Genomic DNA, 17,287 nt, shown 5'->3' with positions numbered 1-17,287 from the left:
TTAAGTGATTTCCTCCTATTTAAAGGCAAGGGCTTTACTGCTCTGATTCCCGTCACGCATTATATCCGGATTATACAGATGACAAGAAACAAAATGTCCCGGCTCTTTTTCCTGCCATATTGGCTTATGGTGAGCACAGGCATCCATGGCAAAAGAACAGCGTGTTCTGAAAACACATCCGCTCGGAGGATTAACCGGACTTGGCAGTTCCCCTTTCAGAATGATCCGTTCCCGTTTATCCTCAATATCCGGGTCAGGAATCGGAATCGCGGACAAAAGTGCCTGGGTATAGGGATGGAGAGGTTTGCTGTACAACTCGCTGCTTGTTGTAAGCTCAACAATATGGCCCAGGTACATCACAGCAATGCGAGAACTTATTTGTTTGACCATCGACAGGTCATGGGCAATAAATAAATATGTAAGCCCCTTTTCCTTCTGAAGGCGTTTCAGCAGGTTGACCACTTGTGCCTGCACAGATACATCAAGGGCAGAAATCGGTTCATCCGCTATGATGAATTCAGGATTCAAGGCGAGTGCACGGGCGATGCCGATCCTTTGTCTCTGTCCGCCGCTGAATTCATGAGGATAACGGTTTGAGTGGTCCCGGTTTAGCCCCACATCCTCCAGCAGCTGATAAACCCGGTTCATCCTATCCTTCTTAGACGAAAATAAACCATGCACCTCCATCGGTTCAGAAATAATCTCACTGACTGTTGATCTCGGATTTAATGAGGCATAAGGATCCTGAAAAATCATTTGCATATTTTTATGAAAATTCAATTTTTCTTTTCCCTTCAGAGAATGAATATCTTTTCCATGAAAAAGAACCTCACCATCTGTTTTATTATAAAGTCCCATAATCGTTCTTCCTGCCGTGGATTTCCCGCAGCCTGATTCCCCTACTATTCCAAAGGTTTCACCTTTATTAACAGAAAAGGAAATTCCATCAACTGCTTTAAGAGATTCCCCTTTTGCAAATGAAAAATGCTTCTTCAGGTTATTCACTTCTAATAGTTTTTCCATGATTATGCCCTCGTCTCCTGCCAATAACGGCTTGCTGTGCAAAGCTCTTTTTCATAAATTGTTCCGGCTATAGGTATGATTTCTATGTCTTTCCCCGTTTTTGGCGAATGAAGCAATTTGCCATCTCCATAATAAATTCCTACATGATGCAAATCTCCTTGGCCTTCGTTATAGGCAAAAAACAGCAAATCTCCTGGCTGAATATGATCCAGCGCTACTTTCTTTCCCTTTAGAGCCTGTTCTCCGGCATCCCTTGGAATCAGGTAACCATTCATTTTGCACATCGTATAGCTGAAACCTGAACAGTCAAAGCCAAAGCTGCTCATTCCTCCCCATAAATAAGGAAGACCAAGGAATTGCTTGCCGGAATCCACGATATCCTGGCCGCTGCCTTTTTCATTACTCTGAAAATCTTCTATTATATCTATATCTTCTTGTCTAAAAAAACCATATCCATCTGGTGTCCTTACTTTTACATAGTCCTTTTGAACTTCAGCTGCCGGCAGGGCCGTTCCATAGCTTAGCTGAAGCAAGGGCTGGCGATTTTTTTCATCTAAAAGCCACGCCTTCTTCTTTCTGATTGCAGCATGCTGAGTATGCTGTTCCCAGTTCTCCGTTAGTGATGTCAAATGTTTTTTTGGTATCCAGCCAGGATAGCCTCTCCCGTCCTTATTTGATTGCTGATCAGGTATACAGACCTCTGCCCAGTCTTCATTTTCATTAATCACCAGCACTTTTTGTCCATATAATGCCTGTGATTGAAGGAGATTGGCATTGCATAATTCCAGCCTCTGTTCAAACGACATTTTGTTCAGCCAAGACTCCATCTTCATGGGCTGTGAAAGAGCATCTTCGTCTATTTCTCTCGGCGATCCGGAAGAAGTCCATACATTTGCTACCGGCACATTGACAATCATTTCAGCCTGCACTTTCAATACCTTTTCCTCCTTCTGTGTATACCGCGCTTATTCCAAGACCAGGGGCATCTGGAAGGGAAATTCTGCGCCCATTATAAACAATGCCCCCTTCAACTAAATCCCTTGCAAGCATAAGCGGGGCATCAAAATCAAATCGGGTGATATTTTTTTTGCTTGCGGCAAAATGCGCGGCCGCTGTCAGCCCGAGTTTGGTTTCAATCATGCTGCCTGCCATGCACTCCACTCCGCATGCTTCTGCCAGGTTATTAATAATTTGTGCCTGATAAATGCCTCCTGCTTTCATGAGTTTGATATTGATCAAATCAGCACTGCGCGTTTTCAATACCTCAAAAGCCTGCTTTGGAGTAAAGATGCTTTCATCTGCCATGATTTTTGTTTCTACAGAATCTGTTACCTGCTTTAAACCCTCAATATCATGAGCCTTCACGGGCTGCTCCACAAGTTCAATATCCAAGCCGCGGTCTTCCAATGTCCTTATCGTCCGGATGGCTTCCTTCGGTGTCCAGCCCTGATTGGCATCAAGGCGGATTTTAATATCCTTGCCTATACGGCTGCGGATTTCTGTGATTCTGTCTATATCAAGAGCTGCCTGATCTTTGCCGACCTTTATTTTCAGAACATTAAAGCCCCGTTTAATATATGAAACCGCATCTTCGCCCATCTCTTCAGGACCATTCACACTGACCGTATAATCTGTTTCTATTTCTTTTCTGTATCCGCCCAGAAACTGGTAGAGAGGCAGTTTGCAATATTGCGAAAGGCAGTCATAAATAGCCATGTCTGCTGCGGCCTTAGCACTGGAATTCCCAGTAAGCACTGTTTTCATTTCCTGGAAAATAGATTCATAGTGCAGAAGATTTTTATTTAACAGCATCGGCTTTAAGACTTTGTGGATGGAAGATTCTATGCTGTCCATGCTTTCACCTGTTATGACAAGGGTTGGCGGCGCTTCGCCCCATCCTGATATGCCATTATCACAGGTCAATTTCATATATACGGATTCTGCAATTTCCACCGTCCGGAGAGCTGTCTTGAATGGTTTAATTAATGGGACGGATACTCGAAAAGTTTCGATGTTAATAATATTCAAGCTGGTCACTCCTTATAGAACGCCGCTTTCTATGGCTAATTTTTTTTCATCTGCATCAATGACAGCATAAGCTCCGAGAGGAACTGATACATTCGGCGAACAGTGCCCGATCTTGAATCCTTTGATTGCCGGGACATTTGCCAAAGCGATATAATGATCGATCACTTCATCAAGTGTTAAACTTTGTTCCCTTTCCGGTTCACATTGGTTAAAATCGCCGACTGCAATGCCTGCCGCCTCTCTCAGTTTCCCGCTCATCAGCAATTGATTAAGCATCCTGTCTACATTGCGCGGCTCTTCGTTGATATCCTCAATTAATAAAATCTTTCCTTTAACATCCACTTCATAATGTGTGCCAAGAGTGCTGCACAAGAGAGTCAGATTCCCTCCTGTAAGCTGTCCCCGGGCTTTTCCTGAAATCATAGATGTTAATGGCGAAATATCTTCTGTATATGTAAAATCTTCATGCACAAATAATTGGGAAAATAATCGTTTTGTAAGCGGATCCTCATCTTCCTTGCCTATATCCGAGCTAAGCATAGGCCCATGAAAAGTCACCAAGCCTGTCTGCTGATTTATGGCATTGTGCAAAAAGGTAATATCACTGTATCCCCAGAATATTTTAGGGTTTTCTTTAATGATATTAAAATCTATTCCTGCAGCTATCCTGCCTGTGCCGTACCCTCCACAGGCACAAAAGATGGCTTTAATTTCACGATCCAAAAACATATCATGAAAATCCTGGAGCCTTTCTTCATCAGAACCAGCCAAATATCCATTTAGCCTTTCAACATGCTGCCCTATTTTTACTTTCAGCCCCAGCTCCTCCAGGAAATACAGAGATTTCTTCAGATTTTCAGGATTGGGGGGGCTGGCAGGAGCAATGACCCCCACTGTATCTCCTTTTTGCAGACGGTTAGGCTTTATTGGCATGGTAAAATCTCCTTTCATCATCTTGTATGTTATCTCCTAAGATTTATATGCGGTTTGCGGGATAGTTTTTCTGATTCCAGGAGATCTTTTCCCCCATTGAGCAAAAGGGAGTGTCCGAGGAAACACTCCCTTTTCAAAGAATAAGCGGAAGCTATGGCGACTTGCATAGATAGCTTATGACCTTACTTTTTGTCTGCCCATTTCAATTCGAGATAACCTACTGGATGATGCACAACTCCTGTAACAGATTTATTCAGCAAGTACACTTGATTATAGAAATGGATAGGAATAATCGGCATGTCCTGGAAGAGCACTTTTTCAGCTTTATACATCAACTCAAAACGCTTAGTTTCATCTCCCTCACTTTTTGCTTCCTTGATTAATTGGTCATATTCCTTATTGCTCCAGCCTGTGCGATTCATGGAATGCCCGGTCTGGAAATTTTCAAGGAAGTTGATCGGATCTGCATAATCCGCAAGGAAAGAGGATCTGGACAGCTGCAATTTGATTGCTTTTTGCTCTGTGGTGAACACGTTCGCTTCCATATTGGCAAGATTTACATCGACATTCAGATTTTTCTTGAACATGCCTTGAAGTGCTTCAGCGATTTTCTTATGAACATCATCCGTACTATAAGTTAAGGTGACCTGCGGAAGCTTAGAGTAGCCTTCTTCCTGCATTCCTTTCTTTAACAGCTCCTTCGCCTGCTTAGGATCTGTTTTGACCAGATCGCCATTTGTTTCACGGAAGTCTTTCCCGGAAGGATCTTTAAAGCCGTAAGAAACAAACCCATACGCTTCTTTTTCTTTATTCTTGGTCACATAATCGACCATTTCCTTTTGATCTACAGCCATGGCGAAGGCTTTGCGGATGTTTGCATTTTGAAACGGTTCTTTTGTAAGATTGAACCTGTAAAAATATTCGCCTGCCTGGTCCTCGATGTGAAGCTGAGGATCTTTAAAGAGACTTTCGGCCAGATCTGAAGGAACATCTGACTTATCAAGATCGCCCTTTTTAAACATCTGATATTCGGTATTTGTGTCATCTACCATGGCCCAGTGCACTTTATCCAGCTTCACGTTTTTGGCATCCCAGTATTTATCATTTTTCTTCATTGTCATTTCACTGTCATGTGTCCAGCCGGTTAAGTTAAAGGGGCCATTGCCCACAAAGGACTTGGCTTCAGCAAACCATTTAGGATTTTCCTTAGCCACTTTTTCATCTACCGGGAAGAAGGCTGGATTGGCAATAACACTTAAAAAGTAGGCTTGCGCACTTGCCAGTGTTACTTCAAAGGTTTGGTCATCCTTTGCTGTAACCTTTACATCATCTGCAGAACCCTTGCCGGTATTATATGCCTCGGCTCCTTCTATGAAATAACCAAGGAATGCAGCTGATGAGCCTGTCTTAGGATCCAGCAGGCGTTTCCAGGCATAAACAAAGTCTCCTGCTTTCACTTTATCCCCATTTGACCATTTGGCATCAGGACGGAGATGAAAGGTATAGGTTTTTCCATCGTTAGAAATATCCCAGGATTTTGCCGCTGCAGGTGCCGGCTTGTTGTCTTTTCCTAAACGGGTCAGGCCTTCCATAATGTTATTCAGCGCATTCCATGAAACAGCATCAAAGCCTATCGCCGGATCAAACGAAGTCGGTTCTGATCCATTATTCAGGTTGAGCACTTTTTCCCCGCCTTTTTTGCTCCCTCCATCCGCTTCTGAGCCTGCATCCTTTGTTGCAGTACATGCACCAAGTGCTAATGTCAGAGTTGCAGCCATAAAAATCGTTCCTAGTTTCTTCATAATTGTTCCCCCTTAATTTTTTAGCTCTGTTAATCTTGTCTGCAGATATCCGGTGCAAGTGCCAGAAATCAGCTATTGGCCAAATCAGCTTAAAGTTTTAACAGAGCAAATTTTTAAAGCTATACTTATATCCGCAAAGGCTGGGAGCCGCGCGGACAGTGATGCCTTCTATTAGGTAATCATTATGGAGCGGCAGGCAGCATGTTTCGGGCACGCTCATCCTGCAGCCAGCAATCCACTTCATGATTTTGGGAAAGTGCTGTTTTCAGCGGGTACACCCTGTCGCAAACCTCCATGGTGTATTCGCATCTTGCGGCAAACGGGCACCCTTTTGGAGGCGAAAATAAATCTGGCGGAGACCCGGAAATAGGAAATAGTTCCGCATCTTCTTTATCCAGCCGCGGAACCGAACGCAAGAGGCCTCTTGTGTATGGATGCTGCGGCTTGTAAAAAATATCACGCCTAGATCCTGTCTCCACTATTTTCCCTGCATACATGACCGCAATCCGGTCTGCTACCTGCGCTACCACGCCTAAATCATGAGTAATCAAAATAATGGAAACCCCAGTCTTTTTTTGTATATCCTTAAACAGCTCCAGTATCTGGGCCTGTATGGTAACATCAAGAGCTGTTGTCGGCTCATCGGCAATCAGGATTTCAGGATTGCACACCAAGGCAATGGCAATCATGATCCGCTGCCTCATTCCTCCGCTAAATTGATGGGGATATTGCTTAAGCCGGGATTCAGGTCCAGGAATGCCTACAAGAGAAAGCATTTCAACCGCCTTTTCCCTTGCTTTTCCTCTGGATATATTTTCATGCTGCAAAATGCCTTCTATGATTTGTTCCCCAATTGTCAATGTAGGATTCAGTGCCGTCATGGGATCCTGAAAAATCATCGAAATATCTGCCCCCCTGACCTTCCGCATTTCTTTTTCCCTGGTTTTTGCCAAGTTCCTGCCGTTAAACAGGATTTCCCCTCCCGTTATCCTGCCGGGGGGATTTGGAATCAATCCCATTATGCTCTGTGAAGTTACGCTTTTCCCGCAGCCCGATTCCCCGACGATGGCCAGCGTTTCTCCCCTGAACAAATCAAAGGTTACACCTCGTACTGCTTCGACTTGACCGCCGTAAGTATCAAATTTCACCTCAAGGTTTTTTACTTTCAATACTTTTTCCATCCTGCTCACCTCCTTAGCTTAGGATCAAATGCATCCTGCAAGCCGTCTCCGAGTACATTAAAAGCGAACATTGTCGCTGAAATAAAGAATGCCGGGAAGAAAAGAAGCCACCAATTCCCTGTTAAAATGGCTGACAATGCATCATTTGCCATCATGCCCCAGCTTGTGTTCGGCGGCTGTATGCCAAGTCCAAGAAAACTTAGAAACGCTTCTGCAAAAATGGCGGACGGGATGGTCAGCGTCATTTGGACAATGATTGGCCCCATTGTGTTTGGAAGCAGGTTTTTCTTTATAATCCGGGATGTTTTCGTTCCAAACGTCTTTGAAGCAAGCACAAATTCGTAGTTCTTAATCTGCAGGACCTGCCCGCGGACAATCCGGGCCATACCAATCCAGCCTGTAATCGAAAGGGCCGCGATGATGGTAAAAAGCCCAGGCCCCAGCACAACCATAACCAGTATGACAACAAGCAGATAAGGCAGTCCGTATAATACTTCAATGATTCTCATCATGAAATTGTCTGTTCTTCCGCCTTTATATCCTGAAAATCCGCCATACGCAACACCAATAACAAGATCCACAAGAGCAGCTGCAGCCCCGACGAACAATGATACCCTGGCACCGATCCATGTTCTGTTAAATACATCTCTGCCAAATGCATCTGTGCCAAACCAGTAATCACTGGACGGTGGCAGATTTTGTTTTCTCAAATTTTCCGCATGGTGCGGAAGCAGCGGACCGAAAATCGCCATAATCACAAGAAAAACCAGGAAAAGCAGGCCCCCGACAGCAAGTTTATTTTTCAAAAGCCTGCGAAATGAATCCTGCCAATACGAGAGACTTGGCCTGACCACTTCTTCCGCCTGATGTGCATCTTTACTTTTTGGCCGGAACCATTCATCAGGAATGTCCGGCGCTCTATGGGATTCATTCATTTTGTGAAGTTCCATTTAATTGCCATCCTTTCTGTGCAGCTTGATCCGGGGATCTAAAATGCCATATGCAATATCCACCAAAAACAGCATGACAATTAAAATACAGCTGTAAAAGACCGTTGTACCCATGATGACGGGATAATCACGATTGCCGATGCTGTCGACAAAGTATTTTCCCATGCCAGGAATGGCAAAAATCTTTTCAATGACAAAGGTTCCTGTCAAGATGCTTGCCGCGAGAGTCCCAAGCACTGTAATTACTGGAAGCAATGCATTGCGGAGCGCATGCTTAATGACAATTTTAAGAGGTGAAAGCCCCTTTGCCCTGGCAGTCCTGATATAATCCTGCGTTAAAACCTCCAGCATGCTTGTCCGTGTTAATCTTGCAATAATCGCCATTGGCGCTGTTGCAAGCGCAAGGATCGGCAAAACCATGTGCATGGGGCTTTGCCAGGTAGATACAGGGAAAATCGGCCAGGTTATTGCCAGCTGCTGAATCAATAGAGTTGCCAGCACGAAATTGGGAATGGAAATCCCAAGCACTGCAATGGCCATGGCTGCATAATCGATTATCCCGTTATGGCGCAGTGCTGCAGCTATGCCAAGAATCAATCCTGAAAAAACAGCCACAATAAGGGTCCACATGCCTAATTCAAAGGAAATGGGAAAGCCCCTCCCGAGCATATCGTTTACTGTCTGTGAAGGTTTTTTTATGGATGGGCCGAAGTCTAAAACCGCAAGCGATTTTAAATAGGCACCATATTGGACATAAAGTGGATCATCTAAATGGTAAAAAGCTTTCAAGTTTTTTTGGACAGCTTCATTTGTAGCTCTTTCTTCATTAAATGGCGACCCCGGGATAGAATGCATAAGAAAAAAAGTCATGGTTACTATCAGCCAAAGAGTCACAATCATGGAAACAAGCCTTTTGATTATGTATGATTTCATCTAAAAGCTCCCCTTAACAAAATGTAGTTCTCATCGCTAATTCTGTCATGACAAGCATAGCCTGGTAAGCTTCAAGGATATCCTTCGACTGAAAACGGACAGTTGCAGTGCCGGGGACGATTTCCGTGCCTGGCATCAGGTTCGCCCATTCGGCTTCACCGTAATTAGAAAATTCAATGGATAGCAGAGGGCGATCCGGCGGAGAAAGCGGTTTCACTTTATCTTTGTTTTTTATCGCATATGCCGTTTTTTCGCGGAGAAGTCCAGCCGCCTTCGCAGGAGTCAATGATTTTACCGCTGACCGGGAAATACTTTCTTTTACTGTAACAGTTGTGATATTTGGAATCAGCTGTTCAGCTTCAAATGCGGCCCTGTCATCTCCAGCCGACATGATTACTGGGACATCGTAATATCCGGCGACATATGCGTTAAATCCCAATTCACCAACTGGTGTATCATTAATAAAGAAATTCCTCACTCCAAAAATCATGCTATGGGACATAACCCCCTTCATTGCTGCACGTGCATGATACCCCACAAACATGGCTCCCGTATATGTATCATCGAGTCCCTGAACCATGGAAAACGGCTTTACATCTCCTGTAATCAACTGTGTTTCAGGATGGAGCCTTTCGATAAGCAAATTGTTCATCTTAGAGTGGCTGTCATTGACGACCACCTCATTTGCGCCTTCTTCAAAAGCAGCAGAAACTACACTATTTGCTTCATCCGTCATAATGAGCCGGCTTCGTTCATAATTGTGCTGAGAAGAGTCAACATGAGTATGGTCGGCTAGACCAGTGATTCCCTCCATATCGACAGACACATATAACTTCATCCCCAAATCCACTCTCCTTTTAAAATGTTATAATTTTCTTAAAATTATAAATTATAATACTATTTCTTGCAAACCAAATCTGGCTCTATTAATAGCATTAGCCTACAGAAAAAGCTGCTAACATGGGGTTTTTTCTTTCAGATAAAAAATTTCCAATCCCTGTCTTCATTACTTTATTATCTCGAAATAAAAATTGGTATCGCTTACATACCCTTTCGAACCAACAAAACCTATAAGAAAAAACTGAATTGCGCTTTCTTCTGCATGAAGCAAAAGGCTGTTTTCATAAACTTTGCTGCTATGTAACAAGGCGGTTAATTTCCTCTCCAGGATGCTCCAATCAAACCGGTTAACAATGGGCTCGCTTCACAGAACTCATTAAAAAACATTCATTAAGAAAAATTTCCAAACAAAAAAAAGAGCTGCCTTCCAGAGAAGGCGCTCCTTGTTCAATTCTTTCTTTCATTTTGTTTTTTGATGATTGGAAAACGCTTTTTCTCAGTGGTATCAATCTGTGTAATTTCTCCATCATGAACCGTAATCAGGATGGAGCCGAATTCCAATTCTTTAAGACTTGAAAGAATATATTTTATTTTTGATTCATCCATTTTCACGGCTCCCCCTTATGTATATACACACTTTTCACTCATTAGCCCATCACCTGCAGGTCCCCCGGGCAAGCATAAATCTGTTTTGTTCCTGATACTCCTAACCTGATTTCAGTCGGAATTCCTTCACGATTCAGCATTTGCAAAAGCCATGACTGAGCTTTACAGAGCAAAAAATAAACCCCTTCATATTTAAAGAAGAGGTTTATGCCTTAATAAGGTCTCTTCTTATCTCCCAGACTCACGCCTGCTGGAGTTGGCACAGTATTCTCCATGAATCTGCTGCCGAGGCTTCAAAGGGCCAGTCCCTCCACCTCTCTGGATAAGCTTTCAATGTAATATATTCAATTATCATCTTAATATTTACAATACTTATCAAAAAACTTGGTTTTTTAGATATTTACAGAATAAATCCGCAGCTGATTTTTGTCAATTTAAATTCACGGAAAAATCAGCTTTTTTCTTCGTTATTAATATTTTACAATCATGATAGTAAAATTCATATTACACATTTTTTCCCATCTTCCTCAAATATAAAGCAAATTCCCTTTAATTACCCATTAACTCTTTAGTGATTTATCTGTTTATCACTTTACCAAACTAAAATATTATTATATACTACTAAAGTAATAAAACATGTACTTATCTTTTTCCTTATTAACATATAAATGAACTCAGCAGAAAGGTCGATTATTATGCAAAATAAAAAATGGGGAATGTGGGTATTGGCTACATTCGTTATTGGAAATATGGTTGGCGGCGGGGTTTTTATGCTGCCCTCGAATCTGGCACAGCAATCAAGTTCCTTGGGATCTTCAATAGCCTGGGGCATTACAGGAATTGGCGTATTTTTAATTGCTTTAGTTTTTGGGAATCTGGCAATCAGAAAACCTGAACTAAAGGCAGGGCCCCAAAGCTATGCACAAGCTTTGTTTTCATCTTCCCCCAGAGCCGGAAGGGCAGCGGGGTACAGTATGGCATGGGGATATTGGGCGGCAAACTGGGCGGCCACTGCTTCTGTCATTATATCCTTCGCAGGTTATCTATCTGCATTCTTTCCAATTATGCAAAGCACTAAGCCGCTATTTGACCTGGGATCATCTACTATAGAACTGGGTAAGTTCATCACCTTTATGGTTTGCACAGTCATGTTATGGGGCATTCAAGCCATTTTGGCAAAAAACTTTAACAGCGCCGGCACAATGAATCTTACTACAACCATTGCCAAGGTGCTCGGCTTTGCGCTTTTCATTATCGTGACAGTTTTCATTTTTGATGCAGCCAACCTTGGAAACGGCAAGGCATTCATTGATGCAAAAGGCAATGTTCTCTCTCTGGGAAGCCAAGTGAATCATGCAGCAATCTCAACGCTCTGGGCATTCATCGGCATAGAATCAGCAGTTATGCTGTCAAACAGGGCCAAATCACAGCATGATGTTAAAAAAGCAACCATTATTGGCCTTATCGTCTCTTTAGTTATTTATGTAGGCATTACACTTCTCACGATGGGAGCATTGCCTCATGACCAATTAAGCCACTCTGAAAAGCCGTTAGTTGATGCACTAGAGGCAGCAATGGGACATCAGGGAGCCACCGTAATGGCAATCCTTGCACTTATTTCCCTTCTAGGTTCAACGATTGGCTGGATCGTTGTCAGCTCGGAGGTTCCCTATCAGGCTGCCAAGGATAAATTATTTCCTGCTTTTTTTGCCAAAACAAATAAAAAAGGAAGTCCAATCCGTTCTTTGACCTTAACCAATATCATGACACAGGTTTTCTTGTTCACTACCATTTCCGGCACAATAGGAAAAGCCTATAATTTTGTCATAGTCGTGGCTACACTAGCCTATCTGATTCCGTATCTGGTTTCTGCCATTTACCAGCTAAAACTTGTTATTACTGGCGAAACATATGAAACCATCAAAGGTTCACGCAAGCTGGACGGATTGATTACGATCCTTGCCCTTATTTATTCTCTATGGGTAATCAAATCAGGCACTGCAGATTTAAAAACATTTTGTTTAGGTATCGGGCTTTTTGTTTTCGGACTTATTCTCTATCCGGTCTTAATGAGAAAGCCTAAAACGAAATTGAATTAGCACTGTCATCCATTACAAAAATGCTCTGGGCTTTCATGCCAGGGCGTTTTTTTATGACATAAATTCACACTGCCCCATTTTGTGCCGTTTTGTTTGACGTTTTACTTAAAACCTTCTTTTATCTACCTTATGTTCTAAAACGTATCTTGCCTGTTTTTCAGCAAAAAAAAATGAATCTCCTCTTCATAAGGAGATTCATTTTCTATATAATCATTCGGTAATGTAGGCAATTATGCCTTCATCATCATCGAGGACGAGTTCAATACCGGCATACGGGTTTCTTTGCAGCTCCTGATCAAGCCATAAACGAAGGGCTTCTATTAAGTTTACGGTAATGAGCACCTGCTTTCTCCCGCCTGTATAAACTTCAGCAGAAAAGCCATAATCATCGTCATACATAAGCTCTACTTCCACTTCTTCAGGTGCAATCCCCTTCTTATCAGCAATATAAAGACAGACTGCATTAATGATATCCTGTTCTTCAGCTTTTATCTTCTCCATGAATCTCTGTCCTCTGGACGGCGATTTCTTCTGAAAAGGCTAAAGATTTTGCTGATGATCATAATAATGACCAGTATGGCTATTACATTGACTAATAGGCCGAAAATGGCTCCAAAGCCTCCCAAATGCCCAAGTAAGCCTCCAAACAGCATGCCTGCCAGACCGCCAAACAGCATGCCTCTCACAAAGCCGCCTTTGCGGAAGGAATTGCTTTTGCTTGGTGAATTGTACGATTTATTATTTCTCTGATAATTTGAACGGTTATTATTCTGGAAATTTGAGCGATTGCTGTTAAAGGATCCCTTGCCGGATTTATACGATTTGGCACTTACGGTATGGCTGTGATCAACAAATACAGAAGCACCGGCCGGGCTGAACACTAGAGTAAGGGTAAGCATCGCAGCCAATATTTTTTTTATCATTTTTATTCCTCCATGATTGTTTTCTGACTTAGCTTGAGATGAAGAAGAATGTTTGTACAATATAATATTATCGCACCTTTCCTCTATCTTATATACGGATAAAAGCATACAAAGTTTCATTTCAGTACGAAATAGTTTATTTTGAATAATATTCCCCATTCAACATTTTCCAAAACGCATATCATCTAAAAATAGACTTCGTATTTTCATTTGGCTGTTTTCGTAAACTTTGCGGCTATTGAACTAGGGTTGATTTCCGCTCCAGGATGCTCGCTTTCCGCGGGGCGGGCAGTTAGCATCCACAGCAATGCATGCGGGGTCTCACCTTCCCGCTAATCCCAAAGGAGTCTCGCACCTTACGCTCCAATCAACCCGGTTTAACAACGGGATCGCCTCACGGAACATATAAAAAACAACAATCTTTAAGAAAAGAGCCCTTTATTTGTAGTTGAGGTTTTTCCAACCTTCCATAATTAAGGATTCTCCCGAAGCTCTATTACCACAGGAATAGCAAAAAAGCACGGGCTCCCCAGGAAGGCAGCTCGTGCTTTTTTTAAATAATTATCTGATTCGGACTACACGTCCGTTAAACTTCTGCTTCCAGTAGCCGCTTGTCATATCAGCAACTGCTACACCAGTAGAGCTTTGTGCTCCGATAAATTTCCCGTTACCCACATAAATGCCAACATGTCCATCAGTTTTGTACGTATTGAAGAATACAAGGTCTCCAGGCTGCATGTCAGAAGATGAAACCTGGCTGCCCATGTTTTTCAGGGTATCCGTGCTTACAGAGCCTCTTGCTCCAAGGGAGATTCCTGCCTGCTCATATGCCCAGTGAACAAAGCTTGAACAATCGAATCTGCCATTGGCAATATCGCTATCGCTTCTTCCGCCGCCAAAAACATAAACGGAATTTCCGATATAACGGTAGCCGGCAGTCACCGGATTGCCGCCTCCGCTTATGACATGTACAGAATCAGCGGAGCTGCCTGCCGGGCTGGCATCAGATGCAGGTGCAGATTGAGATTGAGTTGGAGAAGATTGTGCTTGCGAGCGGCTTTGCTCACTCATTCTTTTTTCCATCTCTTTTTTGCGGGCCTGTGCTTCAGCTGCCGCACGCAGTCTCGCTGCCTCTAGTTCCGCTTGGCGCTTACGTTCCTGTTCCATTTGCTTTTGAATGGAGAATTCCTGTGCAGCAAGCTTGCTGTCGGTTTTTTCAAGGCCTTTTTTCAGTGCTTGTGTTTCTGTTTCTTTCTTTTTAAGATCAGCTTTAAGAATCAGGCTTTCCTTTTTCTGATCCTGGATTTGAGCGATCATTCCTTCGAATTCAACCTTTGTACTGGTTAATTCAGCAAGCTTCTTTTCAACCGCCGCTTCTTTTTCCTTTAATTCTTTTTTATCCGCTTCATGCTGCTTAAGGATATCCTGGTCAGCTTCGACGATAGTAGCAACTGCACCTACACGATCAACGAAATCCCTAAAGCTTGAGGAACCCAGAATAACACTCAGGTAATCCACATCTCCGCCGCTTTCCTGGAAAGAAAGTGCACGCTGTTTTAATACATCATTCCGTTTTGCAATTCTATCATTCAGCTTTGTTATATCAGATTTTAAGCCATCTACTTCGATTTGTGTTTGGGCAATCTTTTCTTTTGTTTCTTCAATTTTCGCATTGTTGTCCGCAATAGCCTGATCGATCCGCTTAATCTGCGCATTTAGTTTTGTCTGGCTTTCTTGAAGATTAGTAATCTTTTTAACGGCAGCAGAAATATTTGTCTGCACTTGTGACCGTTTTCCGCTGATTTGGGCTTTTTGGCCCTGTAGCTGGTGAATAGATGAAGCTTGTACAGCAGGAATGGAAAAGACGCTTCCCAAACCAAGTACTATTGTCGTATTAATCGCAATTAATCTTTTCTTCAACACGTTATTCCCCCTGAGTTTCTATAGGCCAAAATGCAAATTTTCTCTCTGATTAACGCTGGAGGACTGCACATCCAACTTTGAAACCAAGAGCCATTTTACAGCCATTTTTTTAGTTTATTAGAATTAAGCTATCTTTTCTTAAATGAAGGCTCTATTAATCTTGCAAATCTGATTCTTCTTCAGGGACTCACTTTCCCTGCAGCCACACACCCTAATTATGCTTTAACAGCGCCTGGATGAAAGAAACAGCTTTAGAAAGTAATTTTTTTGTGAATATATAATCCAGGATTCTAGGTGACAGCTTTCCTATGTATTTTCTAAGGCGAAAGTAAGCCAAAAAGCCAAATTCATCCTATTTTCGACCCAAAAGTAGTATACCATCAAATTTTGTCAATTAAGTAATAAAACTATTACATTTATATTACAAACATTACATTAAACGTCATTCTTCTAAAAAAACAAAAAAAATCCAAGGCCAGCTCTTCTTCAAGCGCACCTTGGAATTCCGTTTATTGTTCTTTAACATAGCCCACTTTTTCAACCAGCTCTTGACCTTGCTTCCCTTGCATCCATTTTAGAAAGGGCCGGATTTCCGGATTAGGATTATCGCGCAATGAAATGGCATAAAGATTGGCGGTAAATGGGTATGTTCCATTTGAAATGTTTGCTGTATTTGGATCGATTCCGTTTATGGAAAGAAATTTAATCTTTTTGCTGCTGTTCATCCGAGAAGCGAAATATCGAAAAGAAAACCCAATGCTATTGTCATAGTCTCTATAATCGGCAACCTGTTCAATAATGCCTCCCATGCCTTCAGGGATATCTTCTTTAAGCGGTTCCTTTAAATTGTCCTTGCCGACTATTTTTTCCAGTATTGTCTGGCTTCCTGAATTTTCCGGCCTCTGAAAAGCGAGTATTGTCCTGTCTTTGCCTCCAAGGGTTTTCCAATTCGTAATTCCGCCGGTATAGATGTCTTTAATTTCCGCTGAGGTCAAGCCTTTTACAGGGTTTTCTTTGTTAACAAAAAAAACGAAGGCCTCTTTGCCAATGGGGGTCATAACTAATTCCTTATGTTTCTTTTTAGCAAGCTTAATTTGTCCCATTGATGGCTCTGCTCCAAAATAAATATCTGCTTCTCCGTCCACAAGCCGCTCAAACGCATAAATAGTATTATTAAAGCTCACTATTTCTTTGTCTTGGTCAATATTGCCAATATTCCTGTATGTGGCCTGTGCAAATGCAGAGTATACAGGAAATGCTGCCTCTGCCCCGTCGAGCACAGGCATATTTTTTTTATCTTTTATTGTAAACAAACTTTCCCCTTCAAGCTTCGGCAATATATTATCTCCATTTGTTACCTCATATGGAGTCAAATCTGTACTCGAATAGCCGTCTCCATACTCCATTCCATAAGAAGGAAGCACCGTTAGGCTTCTATGCCACAGGACGGCACCTCCTGCAGCAAATATTAAAATAATTGCTGCAGGCCATGGCAGTATTTTCTTCAGCTGAATGGAGGAAGGGTCTTCTCTTCGTCTTTCGCTGAAAAAGAATCCGGCAGTAAAGGCCAGTTCATAGGAAAGCGGCCCATACAAATAAAGCGGTCCATCCCCAATGAAAGCAGCTATGAAATGAACTAGGATGAACGGAAGCTGTAAAAGTCCATAAATATCCCAAGCACCATGCCCATAAAAGCCGCCGCTGATAAATATGAACAAACTCCAGCATGCAGCTGTAAATAAGATGGCAATGATGCATGGCAGGAACCTGCTTTTGAAATCAGCATGCAAATGTTTCTCATTTCCAGCCATAATGCCTGCTGCTGCACCGCCCGCTATCAAAGTAACCAGAATGACCACTGCTTCATTTTGGATGATTCCTGTCATCAAAATCACAAGTGCTGCCAGTGATACACAGAAAGGAACAAATCCTAAATAAATCAGAAAAAACTTTATGGCATCTTTCAAAATCATCACCCTTTGCATACTTTTTATAATTTTAGTGTAATATTACACTAAAATTATAAAACTTTCAATCTTTTCCAGA

The 17,287-nt window shown here is 42.3% G+C and carries 15 protein-coding genes and 1 riboswitch; of the genes, 1 reads left to right on the top strand and 14 read right to left on the bottom strand.

Annotated features, from left to right (window positions below; translation table 11 throughout):
- Positions 1 to 15: 15 nt before the first annotated feature.
- From ACN6MY_RS08525 to ACN6MY_RS08480, 10 genes are all read right to left on the bottom strand, one after another.
- Positions 16 to 1,023, bottom strand: a complete 1,008-nt coding sequence (locus ACN6MY_RS08525; protein WP_419883570.1) for an ABC transporter ATP-binding protein — start codon at positions 1,021 to 1,023, stop codon at positions 16 to 18.
- 2 nt (positions 1,024 to 1,025) lie between these two features.
- Positions 1,026 to 1,952, bottom strand: a complete 927-nt coding sequence (locus ACN6MY_RS08520; RefSeq protein WP_419884114.1) for an NlpC/P60 family protein — start codon at positions 1,950 to 1,952, stop codon at positions 1,026 to 1,028.
- Positions 1,942 to 3,051, bottom strand: a complete 1,110-nt coding sequence (locus tag ACN6MY_RS08515; protein ID WP_419883569.1) for a mandelate racemase/muconate lactonizing enzyme family protein — start codon at positions 3,049 to 3,051, stop codon at positions 1,942 to 1,944. The genes ACN6MY_RS08520 and ACN6MY_RS08515 overlap by 11 nt, the downstream gene beginning before the upstream one ends.
- Positions 3,052 to 3,063: 12 nt before the next feature.
- Positions 3,064 to 4,002 (bottom strand): S66 peptidase family protein, encoded by a 939-nt coding sequence (locus ACN6MY_RS08510; protein ID WP_419884113.1) that lies wholly within the window; start codon positions 4,000 to 4,002, stop codon positions 3,064 to 3,066.
- A 164-nt stretch (positions 4,003 to 4,166) separates the two neighbouring features.
- Positions 4,167 to 5,786 carry a peptide ABC transporter substrate-binding protein gene (locus ACN6MY_RS08505; protein ID WP_419883568.1) on the bottom strand — a complete coding sequence of 540 codons (1,620 nt, stop codon included), beginning with the start codon at positions 5,784 to 5,786 and terminating at the stop codon, positions 4,167 to 4,169.
- Between the two features lie 182 nt (positions 5,787 to 5,968).
- A complete protein-coding gene (locus ACN6MY_RS08500) occupies positions 5,969 to 6,967 on the bottom strand; it encodes an ABC transporter ATP-binding protein (RefSeq protein WP_419883567.1) in 999 nt (332 codons plus the stop codon).
- A gap of 5 nt (positions 6,968 to 6,972) precedes the next feature.
- A complete protein-coding gene (locus ACN6MY_RS08495) occupies positions 6,973 to 7,917 on the bottom strand; it encodes an ABC transporter permease (protein ID WP_419883566.1) in 945 nt (314 codons plus the stop codon).
- Entirely contained in the window at positions 7,918 to 8,850 is a 933-nt protein-coding gene (locus ACN6MY_RS08490; RefSeq protein ID WP_419883565.1) for an ABC transporter permease, read from the bottom strand.
- Between the two features lie 13 nt (positions 8,851 to 8,863).
- Entirely contained in the window at positions 8,864 to 9,688 is an 825-nt protein-coding gene (locus tag ACN6MY_RS08485) for a M55 family metallopeptidase (RefSeq protein ID WP_419884112.1), read from the bottom strand.
- Positions 9,689 to 10,137: 449 nt separating this feature from the next.
- Complete coding sequence (locus ACN6MY_RS08480) at positions 10,138 to 10,296, bottom strand: YezD family protein (RefSeq protein WP_071350362.1); 159 nt, start codon at positions 10,294 to 10,296, stop codon at positions 10,138 to 10,140.
- A 225-nt stretch (positions 10,297 to 10,521) separates the two neighbouring features.
- Positions 10,522 to 10,625, bottom strand: a riboswitch (SAM riboswitch).
- A gap of 366 nt (positions 10,626 to 10,991) precedes the next feature.
- On the opposite strand from ACN6MY_RS08480, the gene ACN6MY_RS08475 reads away from it, so the two are divergent.
- Positions 10,992 to 12,395, top strand: coding sequence for an amino acid permease (locus ACN6MY_RS08475; protein WP_419883564.1), 1,404 nt, complete (start codon positions 10,992 to 10,994; stop codon positions 12,393 to 12,395).
- Between the two features lie 210 nt (positions 12,396 to 12,605).
- Here the strand turns inward: ACN6MY_RS08475 and ACN6MY_RS08470 are convergent, their stop codons facing one another.
- The 4 genes from ACN6MY_RS08470 to ACN6MY_RS08455 form a co-directional block, all read right to left on the bottom strand.
- Positions 12,606 to 12,896, bottom strand: a complete 291-nt coding sequence (locus tag ACN6MY_RS08470) for a YxcD family protein (RefSeq protein WP_419883563.1) — start codon at positions 12,894 to 12,896, stop codon at positions 12,606 to 12,608.
- A complete protein-coding gene (locus ACN6MY_RS08465; RefSeq protein ID WP_419883562.1) occupies positions 12,884 to 13,318 on the bottom strand; it encodes a hypothetical protein in 435 nt (144 codons plus the stop codon). The genes ACN6MY_RS08470 and ACN6MY_RS08465 overlap by 13 nt, the downstream gene beginning before the upstream one ends.
- Before the next feature lie 561 nt (positions 13,319 to 13,879).
- A complete protein-coding gene (locus ACN6MY_RS08460) occupies positions 13,880 to 15,241 on the bottom strand; it encodes a coiled-coil domain-containing protein (protein WP_419883561.1) in 1,362 nt (453 codons plus the stop codon).
- Positions 15,242 to 15,750: 509 nt separating this feature from the next.
- A complete protein-coding gene (locus ACN6MY_RS08455; protein WP_419883560.1) occupies positions 15,751 to 17,208 on the bottom strand; it encodes a PstS family phosphate ABC transporter substrate-binding protein in 1,458 nt (485 codons plus the stop codon).
- Positions 17,209 to 17,287 lie beyond the last annotated feature (79 nt).

Source organism: Peribacillus sp. B-H-3, from assembly GCF_048572925.1.
GTDB lineage: Bacteria > Bacillota > Bacilli > Bacillales > DSM-1321 > Peribacillus.
Note: the sequence above shows the minus strand (reverse complement) of the source record. Positions and strands in the feature narration are given on the sequence as shown.